15 protein-coding genes and 1 tRNA gene are annotated in these 17,715 nt (G+C 69.0%); 12 read left to right on the forward strand and 4 right to left on the reverse strand.

The window, feature by feature from the left end:
- Positions 1-321, forward strand: a 321-nt coding sequence (locus BMZ82_RS07430; RefSeq protein ID WP_107487643.1) for an IS30 family transposase, incomplete at its 5' end; no start/stop codon positions are given.
- 276 nt (positions 322-597) lie between these two features.
- Here BMZ82_RS07430 and polA read toward each other — a convergent pair.
- Positions 598-3,330, reverse strand: a complete 2,733-nt coding sequence (gene polA / locus BMZ82_RS07435) for a DNA polymerase I (RefSeq protein WP_093772989.1) — start codon at positions 3,328-3,330, stop codon at positions 598-600.
- A 151-nt stretch (positions 3,331-3,481) separates the two neighbouring features.
- Here polA and BMZ82_RS07440 point away from each other — a divergent pair, with 151 nt between their 5' ends.
- The 9 genes from BMZ82_RS07440 to BMZ82_RS07480 all read left to right on the forward strand — a co-directional run bounded on the left by BMZ82_RS07440 (position 3,482) and on the right by BMZ82_RS07480 (position 13,468).
- Complete coding sequence (locus BMZ82_RS07440) at positions 3,482-5,776, forward strand: FdhF/YdeP family oxidoreductase (RefSeq protein ID WP_093772991.1); 2,295 nt, start codon at positions 3,482-3,484, stop codon at positions 5,774-5,776.
- Between the two features lie 50 nt (positions 5,777-5,826).
- A complete protein-coding gene (locus tag BMZ82_RS07445) occupies positions 5,827-6,291 on the forward strand; it encodes a hotdog fold thioesterase (protein ID WP_093772993.1) in 465 nt (154 codons plus the stop codon).
- A gap of 70 nt (positions 6,292-6,361) precedes the next feature.
- Entirely contained in the window at positions 6,362-6,808 is a 447-nt protein-coding gene (locus tag BMZ82_RS07450) for a hypothetical protein (RefSeq protein WP_177244420.1), read from the forward strand.
- Positions 6,805-7,467 carry a Tat pathway signal sequence domain protein gene (locus tag BMZ82_RS07455; protein ID WP_093772997.1) on the forward strand — a complete coding sequence of 221 codons (663 nt, stop codon included), beginning with the start codon at positions 6,805-6,807 and terminating at the stop codon, positions 7,465-7,467. The genes BMZ82_RS07450 and BMZ82_RS07455 overlap by 4 nt, the downstream gene beginning before the upstream one ends.
- Before the next feature lie 271 nt (positions 7,468-7,738).
- The gene (locus BMZ82_RS07460) at positions 7,739-8,965 is read left to right on the forward strand and encodes a branched-chain amino acid ABC transporter substrate-binding protein (protein ID WP_093772999.1); all 1,227 of its coding nucleotides are present in this window, start codon (positions 7,739-7,741) and stop codon (positions 8,963-8,965) included.
- A 111-nt stretch (positions 8,966-9,076) separates the two neighbouring features.
- The gene (locus BMZ82_RS07465) at positions 9,077-10,009 is read left to right on the forward strand and encodes a branched-chain amino acid ABC transporter permease (RefSeq protein WP_093773001.1); all 933 of its coding nucleotides are present in this window, start codon (positions 9,077-9,079) and stop codon (positions 10,007-10,009) included.
- Positions 10,010-10,014: 5 nt separating this feature from the next.
- Positions 10,015-11,838: a branched-chain amino acid ABC transporter permease gene (locus tag BMZ82_RS07470; protein ID WP_093773003.1), complete on the forward strand. Its 1,824-nt coding sequence runs from the start codon at positions 10,015-10,017 to the stop codon at positions 11,836-11,838.
- A gap of 5 nt (positions 11,839-11,843) precedes the next feature.
- The gene (locus BMZ82_RS07475; RefSeq protein WP_093773005.1) at positions 11,844-12,755 is read left to right on the forward strand and encodes an ABC transporter ATP-binding protein; all 912 of its coding nucleotides are present in this window, start codon (positions 11,844-11,846) and stop codon (positions 12,753-12,755) included.
- Positions 12,752-13,468, forward strand: a complete 717-nt coding sequence (locus tag BMZ82_RS07480; protein ID WP_093773007.1) for an ABC transporter ATP-binding protein — start codon at positions 12,752-12,754, stop codon at positions 13,466-13,468. The genes BMZ82_RS07475 and BMZ82_RS07480 overlap by 4 nt, the downstream gene beginning before the upstream one ends.
- Before the next feature lie 90 nt (positions 13,469-13,558).
- On the opposite strand, the gene BMZ82_RS07485 is transcribed toward BMZ82_RS07480, so the two are convergent.
- Positions 13,559-14,215 (reverse strand): ANTAR domain-containing response regulator, encoded by a 657-nt coding sequence (locus BMZ82_RS07485; protein ID WP_093773009.1) that lies wholly within the window; start codon positions 14,213-14,215, stop codon positions 13,559-13,561.
- A 101-nt stretch (positions 14,216-14,316) separates the two neighbouring features.
- Between BMZ82_RS07485 and BMZ82_RS07490 the strand changes: the two genes are divergently transcribed.
- A tRNA-Leu gene (locus tag BMZ82_RS07490) sits at positions 14,317-14,390 on the forward strand.
- Positions 14,391-14,496: 106 nt separating this feature from the next.
- Positions 14,497-15,255 carry a helix-turn-helix domain-containing protein gene (locus BMZ82_RS07495; RefSeq protein WP_093773011.1) on the forward strand — a complete coding sequence of 253 codons (759 nt, stop codon included), beginning with the start codon at positions 14,497-14,499 and terminating at the stop codon, positions 15,253-15,255.
- A gap of 10 nt (positions 15,256-15,265) precedes the next feature.
- On the opposite strand, the gene pyk is transcribed toward BMZ82_RS07495, so the two are convergent.
- On the reverse strand, positions 15,266-16,702 hold the full coding sequence (pyk, locus tag BMZ82_RS07500; protein WP_093773013.1) for a pyruvate kinase: 1,437 nt from the start codon (positions 16,700-16,702) through the stop codon (positions 15,266-15,268).
- A gap of 146 nt (positions 16,703-16,848) precedes the next feature.
- A complete protein-coding gene (locus BMZ82_RS07505; protein WP_093773015.1) occupies positions 16,849-17,550 on the reverse strand; it encodes an SIMPL domain-containing protein in 702 nt (233 codons plus the stop codon).
- Positions 17,551-17,715 lie beyond the last annotated feature (165 nt).

Genomic DNA, 17,715 nt, shown 5'->3' on the forward strand with positions numbered 1-17,715 from the left:
GTCCGCACCGTCCAGACCCTGCCCGCGCACCTGCGCGGCTCCCTCACCTGGGACCAGGGCAGCGAGATGGCACGTCACAAGCAGTTCACCATGGCCACCGACATGCCCGTCTACTTCTGCGACCCCGCCTCGCCCTGGCAACGCGGCTCGAACGAGAACACGAACGGGCTGCTGCGGCAGTACTTCCCGAAAGGCACCGATCTGAGCCTGCACAGTCCCGAAGACCTCGAACACGTCGCCCAGGAACTCAACGGCCGCCCACGCAAGACGCTCGACTGGGATACCCCAGCCGAGCGTCTACGTGATCTACTCACCACCTGAAACCAGGTGGTGTTGCGACGACCCCTTGAACCCAAGCCCGACAGGGGCCCCTCCAGTACGCCTGAGGTATCACTCCAGCAGGTCTGAGGTATCGCATCCAGCAAACCCAAGGTGTCGCATCCAGCGCGCCTGGGGTGTCGCTTCCAGCAGGCCTGGTGTGTCACTTCGCGCAGGCCCGAGGTGTCGCATCCAGCAAGCCTGAGGGGTCACTTCCCGCAGGCCCGATGAATCTGATCCAGCAGGCCCGAGGTGTCACTCCGGCTGTGCCGCCGGAGGCTAGTGCGCTGCCGACTCCCAGTCCGAGCCGTCGCCGACCGAGACGCCGAGGGGGACGTTGAGCTGGACGGCGGCGGCCATCTCGCGGCGGACCAGTTCCTCGGCCGCCGCGCGCTCGCCGGGGGCGATCTCCAGGACGATTTCGTCGTGGACCTGGAGCAGCATGCGGGACTTGAGGTCCGCCGCGCGCAGTGCGTCGTCCACCTTCAGCATGGCGATCTTGACGATGTCGGCCGCCGTGCCCTGGATCGGCGCGTTCAGGGCCATCCGCTCGGCCGCCTCACGGCGTTGACGGTTGTCGCTGTTGAGGTCGGGCAGGTGGCGGCGGCGGCCGAACAGCGTCGCCGTGTAGCCCGTCGCCCGCGCCTCGTCGACCGCGCGGCGCAGGTAGTCCCGGACGCCGCCGAAGCGTTCGAAGTAGGCGTCCATCAGGGCGCGGGCCTCGCCCGCGTCGATGTTGAGCTGCGCGGAGAGGCCGAACGCCGACAGGCCGTACGCCAGGCCGTAGGACATGGCCTTGATCTTGCGGCGCATCTCCGCGTCCACCGCGGTCGGTTCGACGCCGAACACCTGGGAGGCGGCCGTGGTGTGCAGGTCCTCGCCGGAGGTGAACGCCTCGATGAGGCCCGCGTCCTCCGACAGGTGGGCCATGACGCGCAGTTCGATCTGGCTGTAGTCGGCCGTCATCAGGGACTCGAAGCCCTCGCCGACGACGAAGCCGCGGCGGATCGCCCGGCCCTCGTCCGTACGGACCGGGATGTTCTGGAGGTTCGGGTCCGTGGACGAGAGGCGGCCGGTGGCGGCGACCGTCTGGTTGAAGGTGGTGTGGATCCGGCCGTCCGCGGCGATCGTCTTGATCAGGCCCTCGACGGTGACGCGGAGCTTCGCCTGCTCGCGGTGGCGGAGCATGACGACCGGCAGTTCGTTGTCGGTCTGGCCGGCGAGCCAGGCCAGGGCGTCGGCGTCGGTGGTGTAGCCGGTCTTGGTCTTCTTCGTCTTCGGCAGGCCCAGTTCGCCGAAGAGGACCTCCTGGAGCTGCTTGGGCGAGCCCAGGTTGAACTCGTGCCCGGCCGCCGCGTGCGCCTCCTTCACGGCCTGCTGGACGGCGCCCGCGAACATCTGCTCCATGGCCTCCAGGTGGGCGCGGTCGGCGGCGATGCCGTGCCGCTCCATGCGGGCCAGGAGGGCGGAGGTGGGCAGCTCCATGTCGCGCAGCAGGTCGGCCGCGCCGACCTCCTCCAGCCGGTCCCGGAAGGCCTCGCCGAGGTCGACGATCGTGCGGGCCTGCACCATGAGGGCCTCGGCCTCGGCGCCGTCGTCCGCGCCGAAGGCGAGCTGGCCGTCGGCCGCGGCGGCCGGGGCCAGTTCCCGGCCGAGGTACTCCAGGGACAGCGCGTCCAGGTCGAAGGAGCGGCGGCCCGGCTTGACCAGGTAGGCGGCGAGCGCCGTGTCCATGGTGATGCCGGCGACGGACCAGCCGTGCTCGGCGAAGACACGCATGGCGCCCTTGGCGTTGTGCAGGACCTTGGGGCGGTCCTCGGCGGCGAGCCAGGCCGCCCACGCGTTCTCGTCGGACTCGTCCAGCTCCGCCGGGTCGAACCAGGCGGCCGGTCCCTCGGCGGCGGCGAGCGCGACCTCGGCGACCGAACCGGCGCCCAGCGCCCAGGTGTCGACGGTGGCGACGCCGAGGGTGCCGGCGGCGTGCCCGGCGAGCCAGCCGGCCAGCTCGCCGGTGCCCAGCACCGTGCCGTCCACGTCCACGCCGCCGGTGGCCACCGGGGTCTGCTCGGCCTCCTCTGCGCCCGGGTCGACGGCGAGGAGCCGCTCGCGCAGGGAGGGGTTGCGGATCTCCAGGGTGTCCAGGACCAGCGCGACGGCCGTGCGGTCGTACGGGGCGCGCTCCAGGTCGGTGACCGCCTTGGGCAGCTCGACGTCCTTGACCATCTCGGTGAGGCGGCGGTTGAGCTTGACGGCCTCCAGGTGGTCGCGCAGGTTCTGCCCGGCCTTGCCCTTGACCTCCTCGACGCGCTCGACGAGGTCCGCGAACGAACCGAACTGGTTGATCCACTTCGCGGCCGTCTTCTCGCCGACGCCGGGGATGCCCGGGAGGTTGTCGGACGGGTCGCCGCGCAGGGCCGCGAAGTCGGGGTACTGGGCGGGCGTCAACCCGTACTTCTCGACGACCTTCTCCGGGGTGAACCGGGTCAGCTCGGAGACGCCCTTCGTCGGATACAGCACCGTGGTGTGGTCGCTGACCAGTTGGAAGGAGTCGCGGTCGCCGGTGACGATCAGCACGTCGAAACCGGCGGCCTCGGCCTGGGTGGCGAGCGTGGCGATGACGTCGTCGGCCTCGAAGCCGTCGACCGCGAACCGGGAGACGTGCATCGCGTCGAGCAGCTCGCCGATCAGCTCGACCTGCCCCTTGAACTCGTCGGGCGTCTTGGAGCGGTTCGCCTTGTACTCGGTGAACTCCTCGGAGCGCCAGGTCTTGCGGGAGACGTCGAAGGCGACCGCGAAGTGCGTGGGCGCTTCGTCACGCAAAGTGTTGGCCAGCATCGACGCGAAGCCGTAGATCGCGTTGGTCGGCTGGCCGGTCGCGGTGGTGAAGTTCTCCGCGGGCAGCGCGAAGAACGCGCGGTAGGCCAGCGAGTGCCCGTCCATGAGCATCAGGCGCGGGCGGCTCTCGCCGGAGCCGGAGGGGGTGTCGGTCTTCTTCGCTGCTGTCTCTGCCACGCCCCCGATCCTGCCACGCCCCACTGACACTCGGTCCCGGCCGCGGCCCGGCCGGCCGGGGGCCGGGGACCGTACGGGTCCGTTGTCAGTGGCTCGTGCGAGGATCTGGGGGATGTGACACAGCCGAGCTGATGCAGAAGGAGAGCGTGCGATGGCAACGAAGCCGCCCAAAGCCGATCCGGTCCAGGACGCGCCGCAGGTCGCCGAGCCGAAGCACGCGGCGGCGGGCCTGCCGGCCGTCGGGCACTCCCTGCGCATCGCCCAGCAGCAGATGGGCGTGAAGCGCACCGCGCTGACGCTGCTGCGGGTGAACCAGAAGAACGGCTTCGACTGCCCGGGCTGCGCCTGGCCGGAGCCGGAGCACCGGCACGCCGCCGAGTTCTGTGAGAACGGCGCGAAGGCGGTCGCCGAGGAGGCGACGCTGCGCCGGGTCACCCCGGAGTTCTTCGCCGCGCACCCCGTCGCCGACCTCGCCGGCCGCAGCGGCTACTGGCTGGGGCAGCAGGGGCGGCTCACGCACCCCATGTACCTGCCCGAGGGCGGCGAGCGCTACGAGCCGGTCACCTGGGAGCGCGCCTTCGACATCATCGCCGAGGAGACGGCCGCCCTCGCCTCCCCCGACGAGGCGGTCTTCTACACCTCGGGCCGCACCAGTAACGAGGCGGCGTTCCTCTACCAGCTCTTCGCGCGCGAGCTGGGCACCAACAACCTGCCGGACTGCTCCAACATGTGCCACGAGTCGTCCGGCTCGGCCCTGTCGGAGACCATCGGCATCGGCAAGGGCAGCGTCCTGCTGGAGGACCTCTACCGGGCCGACCTGATCATCGTCGCCGGGCAGAACCCGGGCACCAACCACCCCCGGATGCTGTCCGCCCTGGAGAAGGCCAAGGCGGGCGGCGCGAAGATCATCAGCGTCAACCCGCTGCCCGAGGCGGGCCTGGAGAAGTTCAAGAACCCGCAGACCCCGCAGGGCATGTTCAAGGGCGCCGCCCTCACCGACCTGTTCCTGCAGATCCGCATCGGCGGCGACCAGGCCCTCTTCCGGCTCCTCAACAAGCTCATCCTGGAGACGGAGGGCGCGCTCGACGAGGCGTTCATCGGCGAGCACACCCACGGCTTCGAGGAGTTCGCCGAGGCCGCCCGCGCGGCCGACTGGGAGGAGACGCTCACCGCGACCGGCCTCTCGCGCGCGGAGATCGAGGAGACCCTGCGCATGGTGCTCGCCTCGGAGCGCACCATCGTCTGCTGGGCGATGGGTCTCACCCAGCACAAGCACTCCGTGCCGACCATCCGCGAGGTCGTCAACTTCCTGCTGCTGCGCGGCAACATCGGCCGCCCGGGCGCGGGCGTCTGCCCGGTCCGCGGCCACAGCAATGTGCAGGGCGACCGCACCATGGGCATCTTCGAGCGCCCCGCCCCGGCCTTCCTGGACGCCCTGGAGAAGGAGTTCGGCTTCGCGCCGCCGCGCGAGCACGGCTTCGACGTCGTCCGCGCCATCCGCGCGCTGCGCGACGGCGAGGCGAAGCTGTTCTTCGCCATGGGCGGCAACTTCGTGTCCGCCTCCCCCGACACCGACGTCACCGAGGCGGCCATGCGGCGCGCCCGGCTCACGGTGCACGTGTCGACGAAGCTCAACCGCTCGCACGTCGTCACGGGCGCGCGCGCCCTGATCCTGCCGACCCTCGGCCGCACCGAGCGCGATCTGCAGGCCGGCCCGGACGGGAAAAGCACCGAGCAGTTCGTGACCGTCGAGGACTCCATGGGCATGGTGCACGCCTCCCGCGGCCGCCTCGCGCCCGCGAGCGCGCACCTGATGTCCGAGACGGCCATCGTCTGCCGCCTCGCCCGCCGTGTCCTCGGCGAAGACAGCAAGGTGCCCTGGGAGGAGTTCGGACAGGACTACGCGACGATCCGGGACCGCATCGCGCGCGTGATCCCCGGCTTCGAGGACTTCAACGCGCGCGTGGCCCGCCCGGAGGGCTTCACGCTCCCGCACGCCCCGCGCGACGAGCGCCGCTTCCCCACCGCCACCGGCAAGGCCAACTTCACCGCCGCCCCGGTCGAGTACCCGAAGCTGCCCGAGGGCCGCCTGCTGCTGCAGACGCTGCGCTCCCACGACCAGTACAACACCACGATCTACGGCCTCGACGACCGCTACCGGGGCATCAAGAACGGCCGCCGGGTCGTCCTGGTCAACGCCGAGGACGCGCGCGCGTTCGACCTCGCGGAGGGGTCGTACGTGGACCTGGTAAGCGAGTGGAAGGACGGCGTGGAGCGGCGGGCGCCCGGCTTCCGGGTCGTGCTCTACCCGACGCCCCGGGGCTGCGCCGCCGCCTACTACCCGGAGACCAACGTCCTCATACCGCTGGACGCCACCGCCGACACCAGCAACACCCCGGCCAGCAAGTCCGTCGTCGTCCGTCTGGAACAATCGTCGACCGACTGAGCGTTTGCTCAGCGACGCTGGACTGTGATCGACGAACGGAGCCGGACCCCATGGGCGAGCAGCAGCACGTGAAGTTCCCGCAAGAAGTCATCGACGAGTACGCCGCGCTCGGCATCGACATCGTGGCCCTGTTCTCCGCCGGGCACCTCGGCGCGCGCATGGGCGTGGAGATCGTCGAGGCCTCCGCGGACCGGGTCGTCGGCATCATGCCGGTCGAGGGCAACACCCAGCCCTACGGACTGCTGCACGGCGGCGCTTCCGCGGTCCTCGCCGAGACCCTCGGCTCGGTCGGCTCCATGCTGCACGCCGGCAGCTCCAAGCTGGCCGTCGGCGTCGACCTGAACTGCACCCACCACCGAGGCGTGAGCTCCGGCCTGGTCACCGGCGTGGCCACGCCCGTGCACCGGGGGCGCTCCACGGCGACGTACGAGATCGTGATCAGTGACGCGGAGGGGCGGCGGGTGTGCACCGCGCGGCTGACCTGTCTGCTGCGCGACGCCCCCGCGGCCGGCTGACGGTCCTCGCGAACACCCCGCGCGGGCGCACCCGTTGCCGCCCGGCACTGCGGCGGCCTAGCGTCGGAGCATGGCAACGGCAGGCGCCCCAGGGGCGAGGACCACGGCGCGGCTGCTCGGACCGGCCCTGCTGGCGGGGGTGCTGACGGCCGCCTGCGGCGAAGCCCGCCCCCACACCTCCGCAGCCCCGCCCACGTCCCCCGCCCCACCTGCATCCGCATCCGCATCCGCCACCCCGACCGCGTCCCCGTCCGCCGTCGCCCCCGAGGACCTGTGCACGCGGATCGTCGCCCACTGGGCGCGCGAGACGCTGGACGGCGACACCTACGGCGACTACCAGTCGATGGGGCTGTCCGACGGGCAGTACGCGATCCTGCGGACCGTCGTGGACGCCGCGCGGGCCGCGAAGAAGGGCCAAGGGGCCGACGCGGCAACCGAGTTGATCGACCGGCGGGCCCGCGACGGCTGCGTCGCGTGGTACCGCTCCGGCGGCCCCGGCGAAGGCCCCTGGCGATGAGCGGCATCGGCCCGGTGGAACCCGGCGAGGGCACACAGCCCGGCACCTGGGAGGCCCCCGCACCCGCCGACCGACCGGGCCGGCGGCCCGACTCCCGCCCGCTCGCCCGCCGTTACGCCGCCCACCGGCGGCCCGTGCTCGCCGCCCTCGCCGCCGCGCTGCTCCTCGCGGGCGGCGGCTACCTGTACGCGACCCGGCCCCACAGCGCCCAACCGGCCCCGCCCGTACGGCCGTTCCCGTCCCTGCCGCCGTTCCCGTCGCAGGTGGTGGACGTCAGCTACCTCGGCGAGGTCGCCGCAGCGCCCGGCACCGGGCCGCGCAGCTTCGCCTTCGAGATACTGCTCGGCGTGACAGCCGGGCCGCCGGTCACCGTGACCCGGGTGAGCCAGCCGTACGCCGGACTCACCCTCACCACGGCCCCGGCCGCACCCTTCGGGACCCCAGCGGGTTCCGCCCGCACGATCATGATCACCATGCATGTGACGGAATGCGGGAAAGTGCCGGGGAACGCCGGACTGCCTTTCCTGGACGTAACTCTACGTAATACGCGTGCAATAAGGGTCCACAGCTTCATCCTGGGAACACGCTATGCACAGGACCTCGCCACCGCCCTAAAGGTCGCCTGCAGCAACAATTTCCGTAATCACCAAAACGTCTGAGACGCCTGAACCCATCCTGGTTCATCCTGCGCGTTCTCACTATGCGGACAGGGCGAATCGGCCAGAATTCCACCGATCCACCCACCCCGTACCGCTCTGCATTACCTCGTGTCATAACAAGAACGTCACAGCCTTGGTCAGACCCTCCTCCCCGATACCCCACCCGCTTAGAGTCACGCCCAGTCACCGCGCGGCTGGAATACCCCCTTCGGCTCAGCGCAGGACTCGGCCTCTTCCAGGGGGGAGGGCCGCCCAGGGAAAGGACTGGAACGTGCGTCAACGTTCGCTCATCGCCATCACCGCCGCGCTGTCCGCCGGAGCACTCACCCTCACCGCCTGCGGCTCGCGCGACAGCGGCGACAAGGGCTCGGACAGCAGTGGCACCACCGTCACCATCGGTGTCGACGCCCCGCTGACCGGCGACCTCTCCGCCATGGGCCTCGGCATCAAGAACTCGGTCGACCTCGCGGTCAAGAACGCCAACAAGCAGAAGTACGTCGACGGCGTCACCTTCAAGATCGAGGCCAAGGACGACCAGGCCCAGCCCTCCGCCGGCCAGCAGAACGCCGCGGCCCTCGTCGCCGACAAGAGCGTCCTCGGCGTCGTCGGCCCGCTGAACTCCTCCGTCGCCGAGTCGATGCAGAAGGTCTTCGACGACGCCAAGCTCGTCGAGATATCCCCCGCCAACACCGGCCCCTCCCTCACCCAGGGCGCCGACTGGCAGACCAAGAAGGTCCGCGGCTACAAGTCGTACTTCCGCACCGCGACCACGGACGCCATCCAGGGCCCGTTCGCCGCGCAGTACGTCTTCAACGACGCCAAGAAGAAGAAGGTCTTCGTCATCGACGACAAGAAGACCTACGGCGCGGGCCTCGCCGGCACCTTCACCGACGAGTTCAAGAAGCTCGGCGGCACCGTCGTCGGCACCCAGCACATCAACCCGGACACCAAGGACTTCTCCGCGGTCGCCACCGAGGTCAAGAACTCCGGCGCCGACGTCGTCTACTACGGCGGCGAGTACCCGCAGGCCGGCCCCCTCAGCAAGCAGATCAAGGCCGCCGGCGCGAAGATCCCGCTGGTCGGCGGCGACGGCATCAACTCCGCCGACTACATCCCGCTGGCCGGCGCCAGCGCCACCGGCGACCTCTCCACCTCCGTCGGCGCCCCCGTCGAGGAGCTCGCCTCCGCCAAGACGTTCGTCGCCGACTACGCGGCAGCCGGCTACAAGGACGCGTACTCCGCCTACGGCGGCTACGCCTACGACTCCGCCTGGGCCATCATCGAGGCCGTCAAGAAGGTCGTCACCGACAACAGCGGCAAGCTGCCCGACGACGCCCGCGCCAAGATCACCGCCGCGGTCCAGAACGTCTCCTTCGACGGAGTGACCGGCAAGGTCGCCTTCGACGAGTACGGCGACGCCACCAACAAGCAGCTCACCGTCTACGCCGTCGAGAACGGTGCCTGGAAGGCCGTCAAGTCCGGCACCTTCGCCGGCTGACCCACCCCCGCACCACACCTGAGCCGCGCGGGGCGCTGTTCCACAAGCGCCCCGCGCGGACTCGCATCCGGCCCCCCGTCGAAACATCCGAACCGTCTCGGAGGACATGCGGTGAACGAACTGCCGCAGCAGCTGGTCAACGGCCTGCTACTGGGATCCATGTACGGGCTGGTCGCCATCGGCTACACAATGGTCTATGGCATTGTCCAGCTCATCAACTTCGCCCACGGCGAGATCTTCATGACCGGAGCGTTCGGCGCTCTCACGGTCTACCTCTACATCCTGCCCGACGGCACATCCATGGCGATCGCCCTGCCCCTGATGCTCGTCGGAGCGGTCATGGTCTCCGTCACCATCGCCGTGGGAGCGGAACGTTTCGCCTACCGCCCCCTCCGCAGCGCACCACGCCTCGCCCCGCTCATCACCGCCATCGGCCTCTCCCTCGCCCTCCAGCAGGCCGTCTGGGCCTGGTACCCCGAAGCGAAGTCCGCACGCGTCTTCCCCCAGATCGACGGCGGCCCCTTCACCATCGGCAACGTCACCATCCAGACCGGTGACATCTTCCTGCTGATCGCCGCCCCCGTCAGCATGGGCATCCTCGCCTACTTCGTCATGAAGACCCGCACCGGACGCGGCATGCAGGCCACCGCCCAGGACCCCGACACCGCCAAACTCATGGGTGTCAACACCGACCGCATCATCGTGATCGCCTTCGCCCTCGGCGCCACCTTCGCCGCCGTCGGAGCCGTCGCCTACGGCCTCAAGTACGGCCAGATCTCCTTCACGATGGGCTTCATCCTCGGCCTCAAGGCCTTCACCGCGGCCGTCCTCGGAGGCATCGGCAACATCTACGGGGCCATGATCGGCGGCGTCGTCCTCGGCATCGCCGAGACCATCGCCACCGCCTACATCGCCGACATCCCCGGCATGGACAAGTTCGGCAGCCAGTCCTGGGCCGACGTCTGGGCCTTCGTACTCCTCATCCTCGTGCTCCTGCTGCGCCCCCAGGGCCTGCTCGGCGAGCGCGTCGCTGACAGGGCGTGACACCGATGACGACACAGACCACCACCCCCGAAGCGCACACCAAGACCGCTTCCACCCACGCCGGCCTCATCGGCATCCCCGAGAACACCGGCCGCGCCCTCGCCACCGGCGGCGGCATCCTCACCATCATCTCCGCCTTCCTCGCCTGGACGTGGACCTCCGCCTTCCCCGGCGACCTCACCGTCTACGGCTACCCCGGCGGCCTCCAGGTCCTCGTCCTCATCGGCGGCGCCCTCACCACCCTCTTCGCCCTCGCCTCCTACGGCATCAAGGGCCTCGGCTGGCTCGTCCCCGCCGGCGCCGACGGCGCCCTCAAGTTCGCCGCCCTCGCCACCTTCGCCACCGCCTGGTACACGGTCATCTCCATCAGCACCGAACTCGGCGGCGTCGTCAACCTCGAAGTCGGCGGCTTCCTCGTCGCCATAGCCAGCCTCGCCGCCCTCCTCGGCGCCCTCGCCCTGCCCTTCGAGCACCCCGAGCCCGACCCGATCGACCCCGACGACACGTCGTGGGAGCACTCCAAGCACAAGGCCGGCCACCAGTGGGCCACCGTCAAGGCCGCCTTCGGCTCCGGCACCGCCCGCCCCGTCGGCAAGCTCCCCGCCTACGCCGAGATCCTCATCATCGTCGCCGTCCTCGGCCTCGGCCTCACCGTCTTCACCTACGGCATCGGCACCGAGTACGACGAACTCTTCGTCGGCTTCCTCATCACCACCGGCCTCGGCTTCGCCGCACTCGCCAAGTCCGGCCTCGTCGCCCAGGCCAGCCAGATCACGGCCCGACACCAGAACATCACCATCTGCGGCGCCTTCGTCACCGCCGCCCTCTTCCCCTTCACCCAGACCGACGACCAGTACGCGACCCTCGGCGTCTACATCCTCATCTTCGCCACCGTCGCCCTCGGCCTCAACATCGTCGTCGGCCTCGCCGGCCTCCTCGACCTCGGCTACGTCGCCTTCCTCGGCGTCGGCGCCTACGCCGCCTCCATGGTCTCCGGCGCCCCCAGCTCCCCCTTCGACGTGCACTTCCCCTTCTGGGCAGCCGCACTCGTCGGCGCCGCCGCCTCCCTCGTCTTCGGCGTCCTCATCGGCGCCCCGACCCTGCGACTGCGCGGCGACTACCTCGCCATCGTCACCCTCGGCTTCGGCGAGATCTTCCGCATCACCGCCAACAACCTCGACGGCACCTCAGGCCCCGACATCACCAACGGCTCCAACGGCATCTCCTCCATCCCCAACCTCGACGTCCTCGGCTTCGACTTCGGAGCCATCCACGACATCGCGGGCTTCAGCATCGGGCGCTTCGCCAACTACTTCTTCCTGATGCTGATCATCACCGCCGTCGTCGTCCTCGTCTTCCGACGCAGCGGCGACTCCCGCATCGGCCGCGCCTGGGTCGCCATCCGCGAGGACGAGACCGCCGCCCTCGCCATGGGCATCAACGGCTTCCGCGTCAAACTCATCGCCTTCGCCGTCGGCGCCTCCCTCGCCGGCCTCGCCGGCACCGTCCAGGCCCACGTGACCTACACCGTCACCCCCGAGCAGTACCTCTTCGCCGGACCCATCCCGCCCAACTCCGCCTTCCTCCTCGCCGCAGTCGTCCTCGGCGGCATGGGCACCATCGGCGGCCCCCTCATCGGCGCCTCACTGCTCTTCCTCATCCCCAACAAACTCCAGTTCCTCGGCGACTACCAGCTCTTCGCCTTCGGCCTCGCACTCATCCTGCTGATGCGCTTCCGCCCCGAAGGGCTCATCCCCAACCGACGCCGCCAGCTCGAGTTCCACGAGGACGCGGAAGCACCCACCGTCCTCACGAAGGCAGGGGCCTGACCACCATGACCACCGACACCACCACCAAGACCGCCCCCGCCCCCGTCGGCGAAACGGTGCTCGACGCCCGCGGCGTCACCATGCGCTTCGGCGGCCTCACCGCCGTCCGCAACGTCGACCTCACCGTCAACAGCGGCGAGATCGTCGGCCTCATCGGCCCCAACGGCGCCGGCAAGACCACCTTCTTCAACTGCCTCACCGGCCTCTACATCCCCACCGAAGGCGAAGTCCGCTTCAAGGGCAACGTCCTGCCCCCCAAGTCCTTCAAGGTCACCGCCGCCGGCATCGCCCGCACCTTCCAGAACATCCGCCTCTTCGCCAACATGACGGTCCTGGAAAACGTCCTCGTCGGCCGCCACACCCGCACCAAAGAAGGCTTCTGGTCGGCCGTCCTGCGCCTGCCCGCCTTCCACAAGGCCGAAGCCGCCTCCCGCGAACGCGCCATGGAACTCCTCGAGTTCGTCGGCCTCGCCAAGAAGGCCGACCACCTCGCCCGCAACCTGCCCTACGGCGAACAGCGCAAGCTCGAGATCGCCCGAGCACTCGCGAGCGAACCCGGCCTGCTCCTCCTCGACGAGCCGACCGCCGGCATGAACCCCCAGGAGACCCGCGCGACGGAGGAGCTCGTCTTCGCCATCCGCGACCAGGGCATCGCCGTCCTCGTAATCGAGCACGACATGCGCTTCATCTTCAACCTCTGCGACCGCGTCGCCGTCCTCGTCCAGGGCGAAAAGCTCATCGAAGGCGACAGCGCCACCGTCCAGGGCGACGAACGCGTCGTCGCCGCCTACCTCGGCGAACCCTTCGAAAACGCCCCCGGCGACGAAGAGATCGCCGAAGTAGAGGCCGCCGAAGCGAACGCCGAGAGCGCCGACACCCAGGCGGACGCCGAGCCCGGCAAGGAGAACGACCGATGACCGCACTGCTCGAAGTCGAGGACCTCCGCGTCGCCTACGGCAAGATCGAAGCCGTCAAAGGCATCTCGTTCAAGGTCGAGGCCGGCGAAGTCGTCACCCTCGTCGGCACCAACGGCGCCGGCAAGACGACCACCCTGCGCACCCTCTCCGGGCTCCTCAAGCCCGTCGGCGGCCAGATCAAGTTCAACGGCAAATCGCTGAAGAAGACCCCCGCCCACGACATCGTCGCCCTCGGACTCGCCCACTCCCCCGAGGGGCGGCACATCTTCCCCCGCATGACCATCGAGGACAACCTCCGCCTCGGCGCCTTCCTCCGCAGCGACAAGGCAGGCATCGAGAAGGACATCCAGCGCGCCTACGACCTCTTCGCCATCCTCGGCGAACGCCGCAAGCAGGCCGCGGGCACCCTCTCGGGCGGCGAGCAGCAGATGCTGGCCATGGGCCGCGCGCTCATGTCCCAGCCGAAACTGCTCATGCTCGACGAGCCCTCCATGGGCCTGTCGCCCATCATGATGCAGAAGATCATGGCCACCATCGCCGAGCTCAAGTCCCAGGGCATGACGATCCTGCTCATCGAGCAGAACGCCCAGGCGGCCCTGTCGCTCGCCGACCAGGGCCACGTCATGGAGGTCGGCAAGATCGTGCTCTCCGGCACGGGCCAGGACCTGCTCCACGACGAGTCCGTCCGCAAGGCGTACCTCGGCGAGGACTGAACACCGAGTCCCAGCCCCGCTACGACGACGAGGCCCGCACCCCTTCCCGGGGTGCGGGCCTCGTCGTACGCGTACGGCTCAGGGGCCCGGCTATCCCTTGTTGGCCTTCTTCTCGTCGGCGTCCTGGATGACGGCCTCGGCGACCTGCTGCATGGACATACGGCGGTCCATCGACGTCTTCTGGATCCACCGGAACGCGGCCGGCTCCGTCAGCCCGTACTCCGTCTGGAGGATCGACTTCGCCCGGTCGACCAGCTTGCGGGTCTCCAGGCGCAGCGTGAGGTCCGCGACCTCGTTCTCCAGCTCCTTGAGCTCGGTGAAGCGGGAGACGGCCATCTCGATCGCCGGGACGACGTCACTCTTGCTGAACGGCTTCACGAGGTAGGCCATGGCCCCGGCGTCGCGGGCGCGCTCGACGAGGTCGCGCTGCGAGAAGGCGGTGAGCATGAGGACGGGGGCGATCCGCTCCTCGGCGATCTTCTCGGCCGCCGAGATGCCGTCCAGCACGGGCATCTTCACGTCGAGGATCACGAGGTCCGGCTTGTGCTCGCGGGCCAGCTCGACCGCCGTCTGACCGTCACCGGCCTCGCCTACGACGGAGTAGCCCTCCTCCTCCAGCATCTCTTTGAGGTCGAGCCGGATCAGGGCCTCGTCCTCGGCGATGACGACACGGGTCGTCAGCGGAGGCACGTGCGACTTGTCGTCATCGGGCGCGTCCACGGGCTGGGGCGACTCGGGGGCGGTCACGGGGGCTCCTCGTTCAGGGCAGGGGTACTGCTGACAAGAGCCTACCTATCTCCTGTATGTTTGAGGCACCGAGGGGCTACACTAACCTTCGGTTTGAAGACGCTCCGGTAGTCCAATCGGCAGAGACGATACCCTCAAAAGGTATTCAGTGTGGGTTCGAGTCCCACCCGGGGCACTTAACCTTCAATTCGAAGGTCGCCAACCAAAAGCGGATGTTCCCGTTCTCGTGAACATCCGCTTTTTGCTGCATGTCGCCGCGATCACTCTCACAGAGTGTCCATATGTACGACGTCAGCACACGCAAGCGAGCACTGGCGCTGGTTTCGCAGGGCCGCAGTCTGAACTCGGTAAGTCGGGAGACCGGCATCTCACGGGCCGCAATTAGCTTTTGGCGGGCCCGACTTGAGCCTTTGCCCCGCATGGTGGCCCCGCCGCCGGGGCCACCGGCCGACGAAGTCTCGTACTCCTACCTCCCCGGCCTCTACCTCGGCGACGGCTGTATCAGCGGCCACCCGCGCAGCAACGGCTATTACCTCCGTATCGCATGCGCAGACGCGTGGCCGGGGCTGATCAACGCCTGCGAAGCCGCCATGCGCGCGATCAACCCCTCACACAACGCCTGCCGGGTGCAGGCCCAGGGCTATGTGTCCGTGGTCGGCGACTTCGCCCACTGGCCCTACCTCTTCCCTCAGCACGGCCCCGGCAAGAAGCACGAGCGCCGGATCGTCCTCGCACCCTGGCAGCAGGCCATCGTCGACACACACCCCTGGGAGTTCATCCGCGGCCTCATCCACTCGGACGGCTGCCGGATCACCAACTGGACCGAGAAGACGATCAACGGTGAGCGCAAGCGCTACGAATATCCCCGGTACTTCTTCACCAACGTCTCCGACGACATCCGGCGGCTCTTCACCGACACCTGCGACAAGCTGGGCGTCGAGTGGACGTACTGCGCCCGGAACGGGAACCCGTTCAACATCTCCGTCGCCAAGAAGGCCTCCGTGGCTCTCATGGACGCCCACGTAGGGCCCAAGTACTGATCCCCGCCCCCTACTTGGGACCGTCGTCCTCTCCGATGTGGTGGACGCGGACCATGTTGGTCGAGCCTGCGACTCCTGGAGGGGAGCCGGCCGTGATGACGACCACGTCGCCCTTTTGGCAGCGGCCGTGTTTCAAGAGGAGTTCGTCCACCTGGTCGACCATCGCGTCCGTGGAGTCCGCCTGCGGGCCGAGGAAGGTTTCGACGCCCCAGGTCAGGTTCAGTTGGGAGCGGGTGGCCGGTTCCGGGGTGAAGGCGAGGAGGGGGATCGGGGAGCGGTAGCGGGACAGGCGGCGTACGGTGTCGCCCGTCTGGGTGAAGGCGACCAGGAACTTCGCGTCGAGGAAGTCGCCGATCTCGGCGGCGACCCGGGCGACCGCGCCGCCGTGGGTGCGGGGCTTGTTGCTTTCCGTCAGTTCGGGCAGGCCTGCGGCGAGCATGTCCTCTTCGGCCGCTTCGACGATCTTGGCCATCGTGCGGACGGTCTGGATCGCGTACTTGCCCACGCTGGTCTCGCCGGACAGCATGACCGCGTCGGTGCCGTCGATGACGGCGTTGGCGACGTCCGATGCCTCGGCCCTGGTCGGGCGGGAGTTCTCGATCATGGAGTCGAGCATCTGGGTGGCGACGATGACCGGTTTGGCGTTGCGTTTGGCCAGTTTTACGGCGCGTTTCTGGACGATGGGGACTTGTTCGAGTGGCATTTCGACGCCGAGGTCGCCGCGGGCGACCATGATGCCGTCGAAGGCGGCGACGATGCCGTCGATCGCCTCGACCGCTTGCGGTTTCTCGATCTTGGCGATGACCGGCAGTCGGCGGCCCTCTTCGTCCATGATGCGGTGGACGTCCTCGATGTCCTTGCCGCTGCGGACGAAGGACAGGGCGATGACGTCGCAGCCGGTGCGCAGGGCCCAGCGCAGGTCGGCTTCGTCCTTGTCGGAGAGCGCCGGGACGGAGACGGCGACGCCGGGGAGGTTGAGGCCTTTGTGGTCGGAGACGACGCCGCCTTCGACGACGCGGGTGTGGACGCGGAGGCCGTCGACGGCGGTGACTTCGAGGCAGACCTTGCCGTCGTCGACGAGGATGCGTTCGCCGGGGGTGACGTCGTGGGCCAGGCCGGCGTAGGTGGTGCCGCACTGGCGGCGGTCGCCTTCGGCGCCTTCCTCGACGGTGATGGTGAAGGTGTCGTCGCGTTCAAGGAGTACGGGGCCTTCGGCGAAGTGGCCGAGGCGGATCTTCGGGCCTTGAAGGTCGGCGAGGATGCCGACGCTGTGGCCGGTCTCGTCGGAGGCCTTGCGTACGCGGTGGTAGCGCTCCTCGTGTTCGGCGTGGCTGCCGTGGCTGAGGTTGAGGCGGGCGACGTCCATTCCGGCGTCGACCAGTGCTTTGATCTGGTCGTACGAGTCGGTGGCGGGGCCCAGAGTGCAGACGATTTTCGCTCGGCGCATAGGTCGAGCCTAGGGCTTACCGATGGGTAGGGAATTGGTGGCACATGGCTGCTCAACAACCTTTGAGTGAAGGGTTGTTGACAACCAATGAATGTGCGGCCTGCCGCTCTGATGAGCATTTTCCCTGATGGGTCAATGCGCGGAATTCAGAGGCGGGGCGGATTCATCGTGAACTGTGCGCTGACCTCGGCACGGATCTGAATGCGTTGCGGTTCGAGGTCGAGGGGTTCGGGGGCGGTGGATTCCGTTTCGGCGGCGGCCAGGGAGAAGCGGACGGCGCGGCGGTCGACGCCGGCGCGGGGGCGGCCGCCGGGTGTGGCGGTGTCGGCGAGTTCGAGGAGGGCGGCGACGGTGGTGTCGAGTGCTTCGGCGTATTCCTTGGCGCGTTGTACGGCGTCGCGTACGGCTTGCTGGCGGGCTCGGCGGTGGACGGGTGAGGTGGGGCGCAGTTCCCACCAGGGGCCGTCGATGCGGGTGAGGTCGAGGTCGGCGAGGCGGGTGGTGAGTTCGCCGAGGGCGGTGAAGTCGGTGAGTTGGGCGGTGAGGTGGACGGTGCCGTGGTAGGTGCGGACGCGTTCACCGCGGCCGCGTCCGGTGAGTTCGGGGGTGAGGGAGAGGGCGCCGGTGGAGACGTCTTCGACGGCGTCGCCGTAGGACTTGACGAGGTCGATGGCGGTGGTGTTGCGGCGGGTGAGGTCGTCGAGGGTGGTGCGGCGGTCTTTGCCGCGGGCGGTGACGGTGATGGCGATGCGGGCGATCTCGGGGTCGACTTCGAGTTCGGCTTCGCCGCGGACGGTGAGGAGGGGGGCGTCGGGGGTGCCGTACGGGGGATTGTGCGGGGTGGTCATGCGTCCCACCTTGTCATGCGTCCGACTTGTCATGGTTTTCGCTGTTCAGGGGCTGGGGTAGACCTTGGTGGTCACCAGATCGAAACCTCCTGGCCCTGTTGCCGTCGGTCGTGGGCGGGTCAGAATCTACGCGCGTCGTTGACCATTCCCCAAGGAGCACGAGAC

This window comes from Streptomyces sp. yr375 (genome assembly GCF_900110755.1).
Taxonomy (GTDB): domain Bacteria; phylum Actinomycetota; class Actinomycetes; order Streptomycetales; family Streptomycetaceae; genus Streptomyces.

What these genes read in the sequence shown, in the direction of transcription:
- BMZ82_RS07475 (WP_093773005.1), top strand. Translation starts at nt 11,844, where the DNA reads ATGACCACCGACACCACCACCAAGACCGCCCCCGCCCCCGTCGGCGAA.
- BMZ82_RS07470 (WP_093773003.1), top strand. Translation starts at nt 10,015, where the DNA reads ATGACGACACAGACCACCACCCCCGAAGCGCACACCAAGACCGCTTCC.
- BMZ82_RS07455 (WP_093772997.1), top strand. Translation starts at nt 6,805, where the DNA reads ATGAGCGGCATCGGCCCGGTGGAACCCGGCGAGGGCACACAGCCCGGC.
- BMZ82_RS07445 (WP_093772993.1), top strand. Translation starts at nt 5,827, where the DNA reads ATGGGCGAGCAGCAGCACGTGAAGTTCCCGCAAGAAGTCATCGACGAG.
- BMZ82_RS07480 (WP_093773007.1), top strand. Translation starts at nt 12,752, where the DNA reads ATGACCGCACTGCTCGAAGTCGAGGACCTCCGCGTCGCCTACGGCAAG.
- BMZ82_RS07495 (WP_093773011.1), top strand. Translation starts at nt 14,497, where the DNA reads ATGTACGACGTCAGCACACGCAAGCGAGCACTGGCGCTGGTTTCGCAG.
- BMZ82_RS07505 (WP_093773015.1), bottom strand. Translation starts at nt 17,550, where the DNA reads ATGACCACCCCGCACAATCCCCCGTACGGCACCCCCGACGCCCCCCTC.
- pyk (WP_093773013.1), bottom strand. Translation starts at nt 16,702, where the DNA reads ATGCGCCGAGCGAAAATCGTCTGCACTCTGGGCCCCGCCACCGACTCG.
- BMZ82_RS07450 (WP_177244420.1), top strand. Translation starts at nt 6,362, where the DNA reads ATGGCAACGGCAGGCGCCCCAGGGGCGAGGACCACGGCGCGGCTGCTC.
- BMZ82_RS07440 (WP_093772991.1), top strand. Translation starts at nt 3,482, where the DNA reads ATGGCAACGAAGCCGCCCAAAGCCGATCCGGTCCAGGACGCGCCGCAG.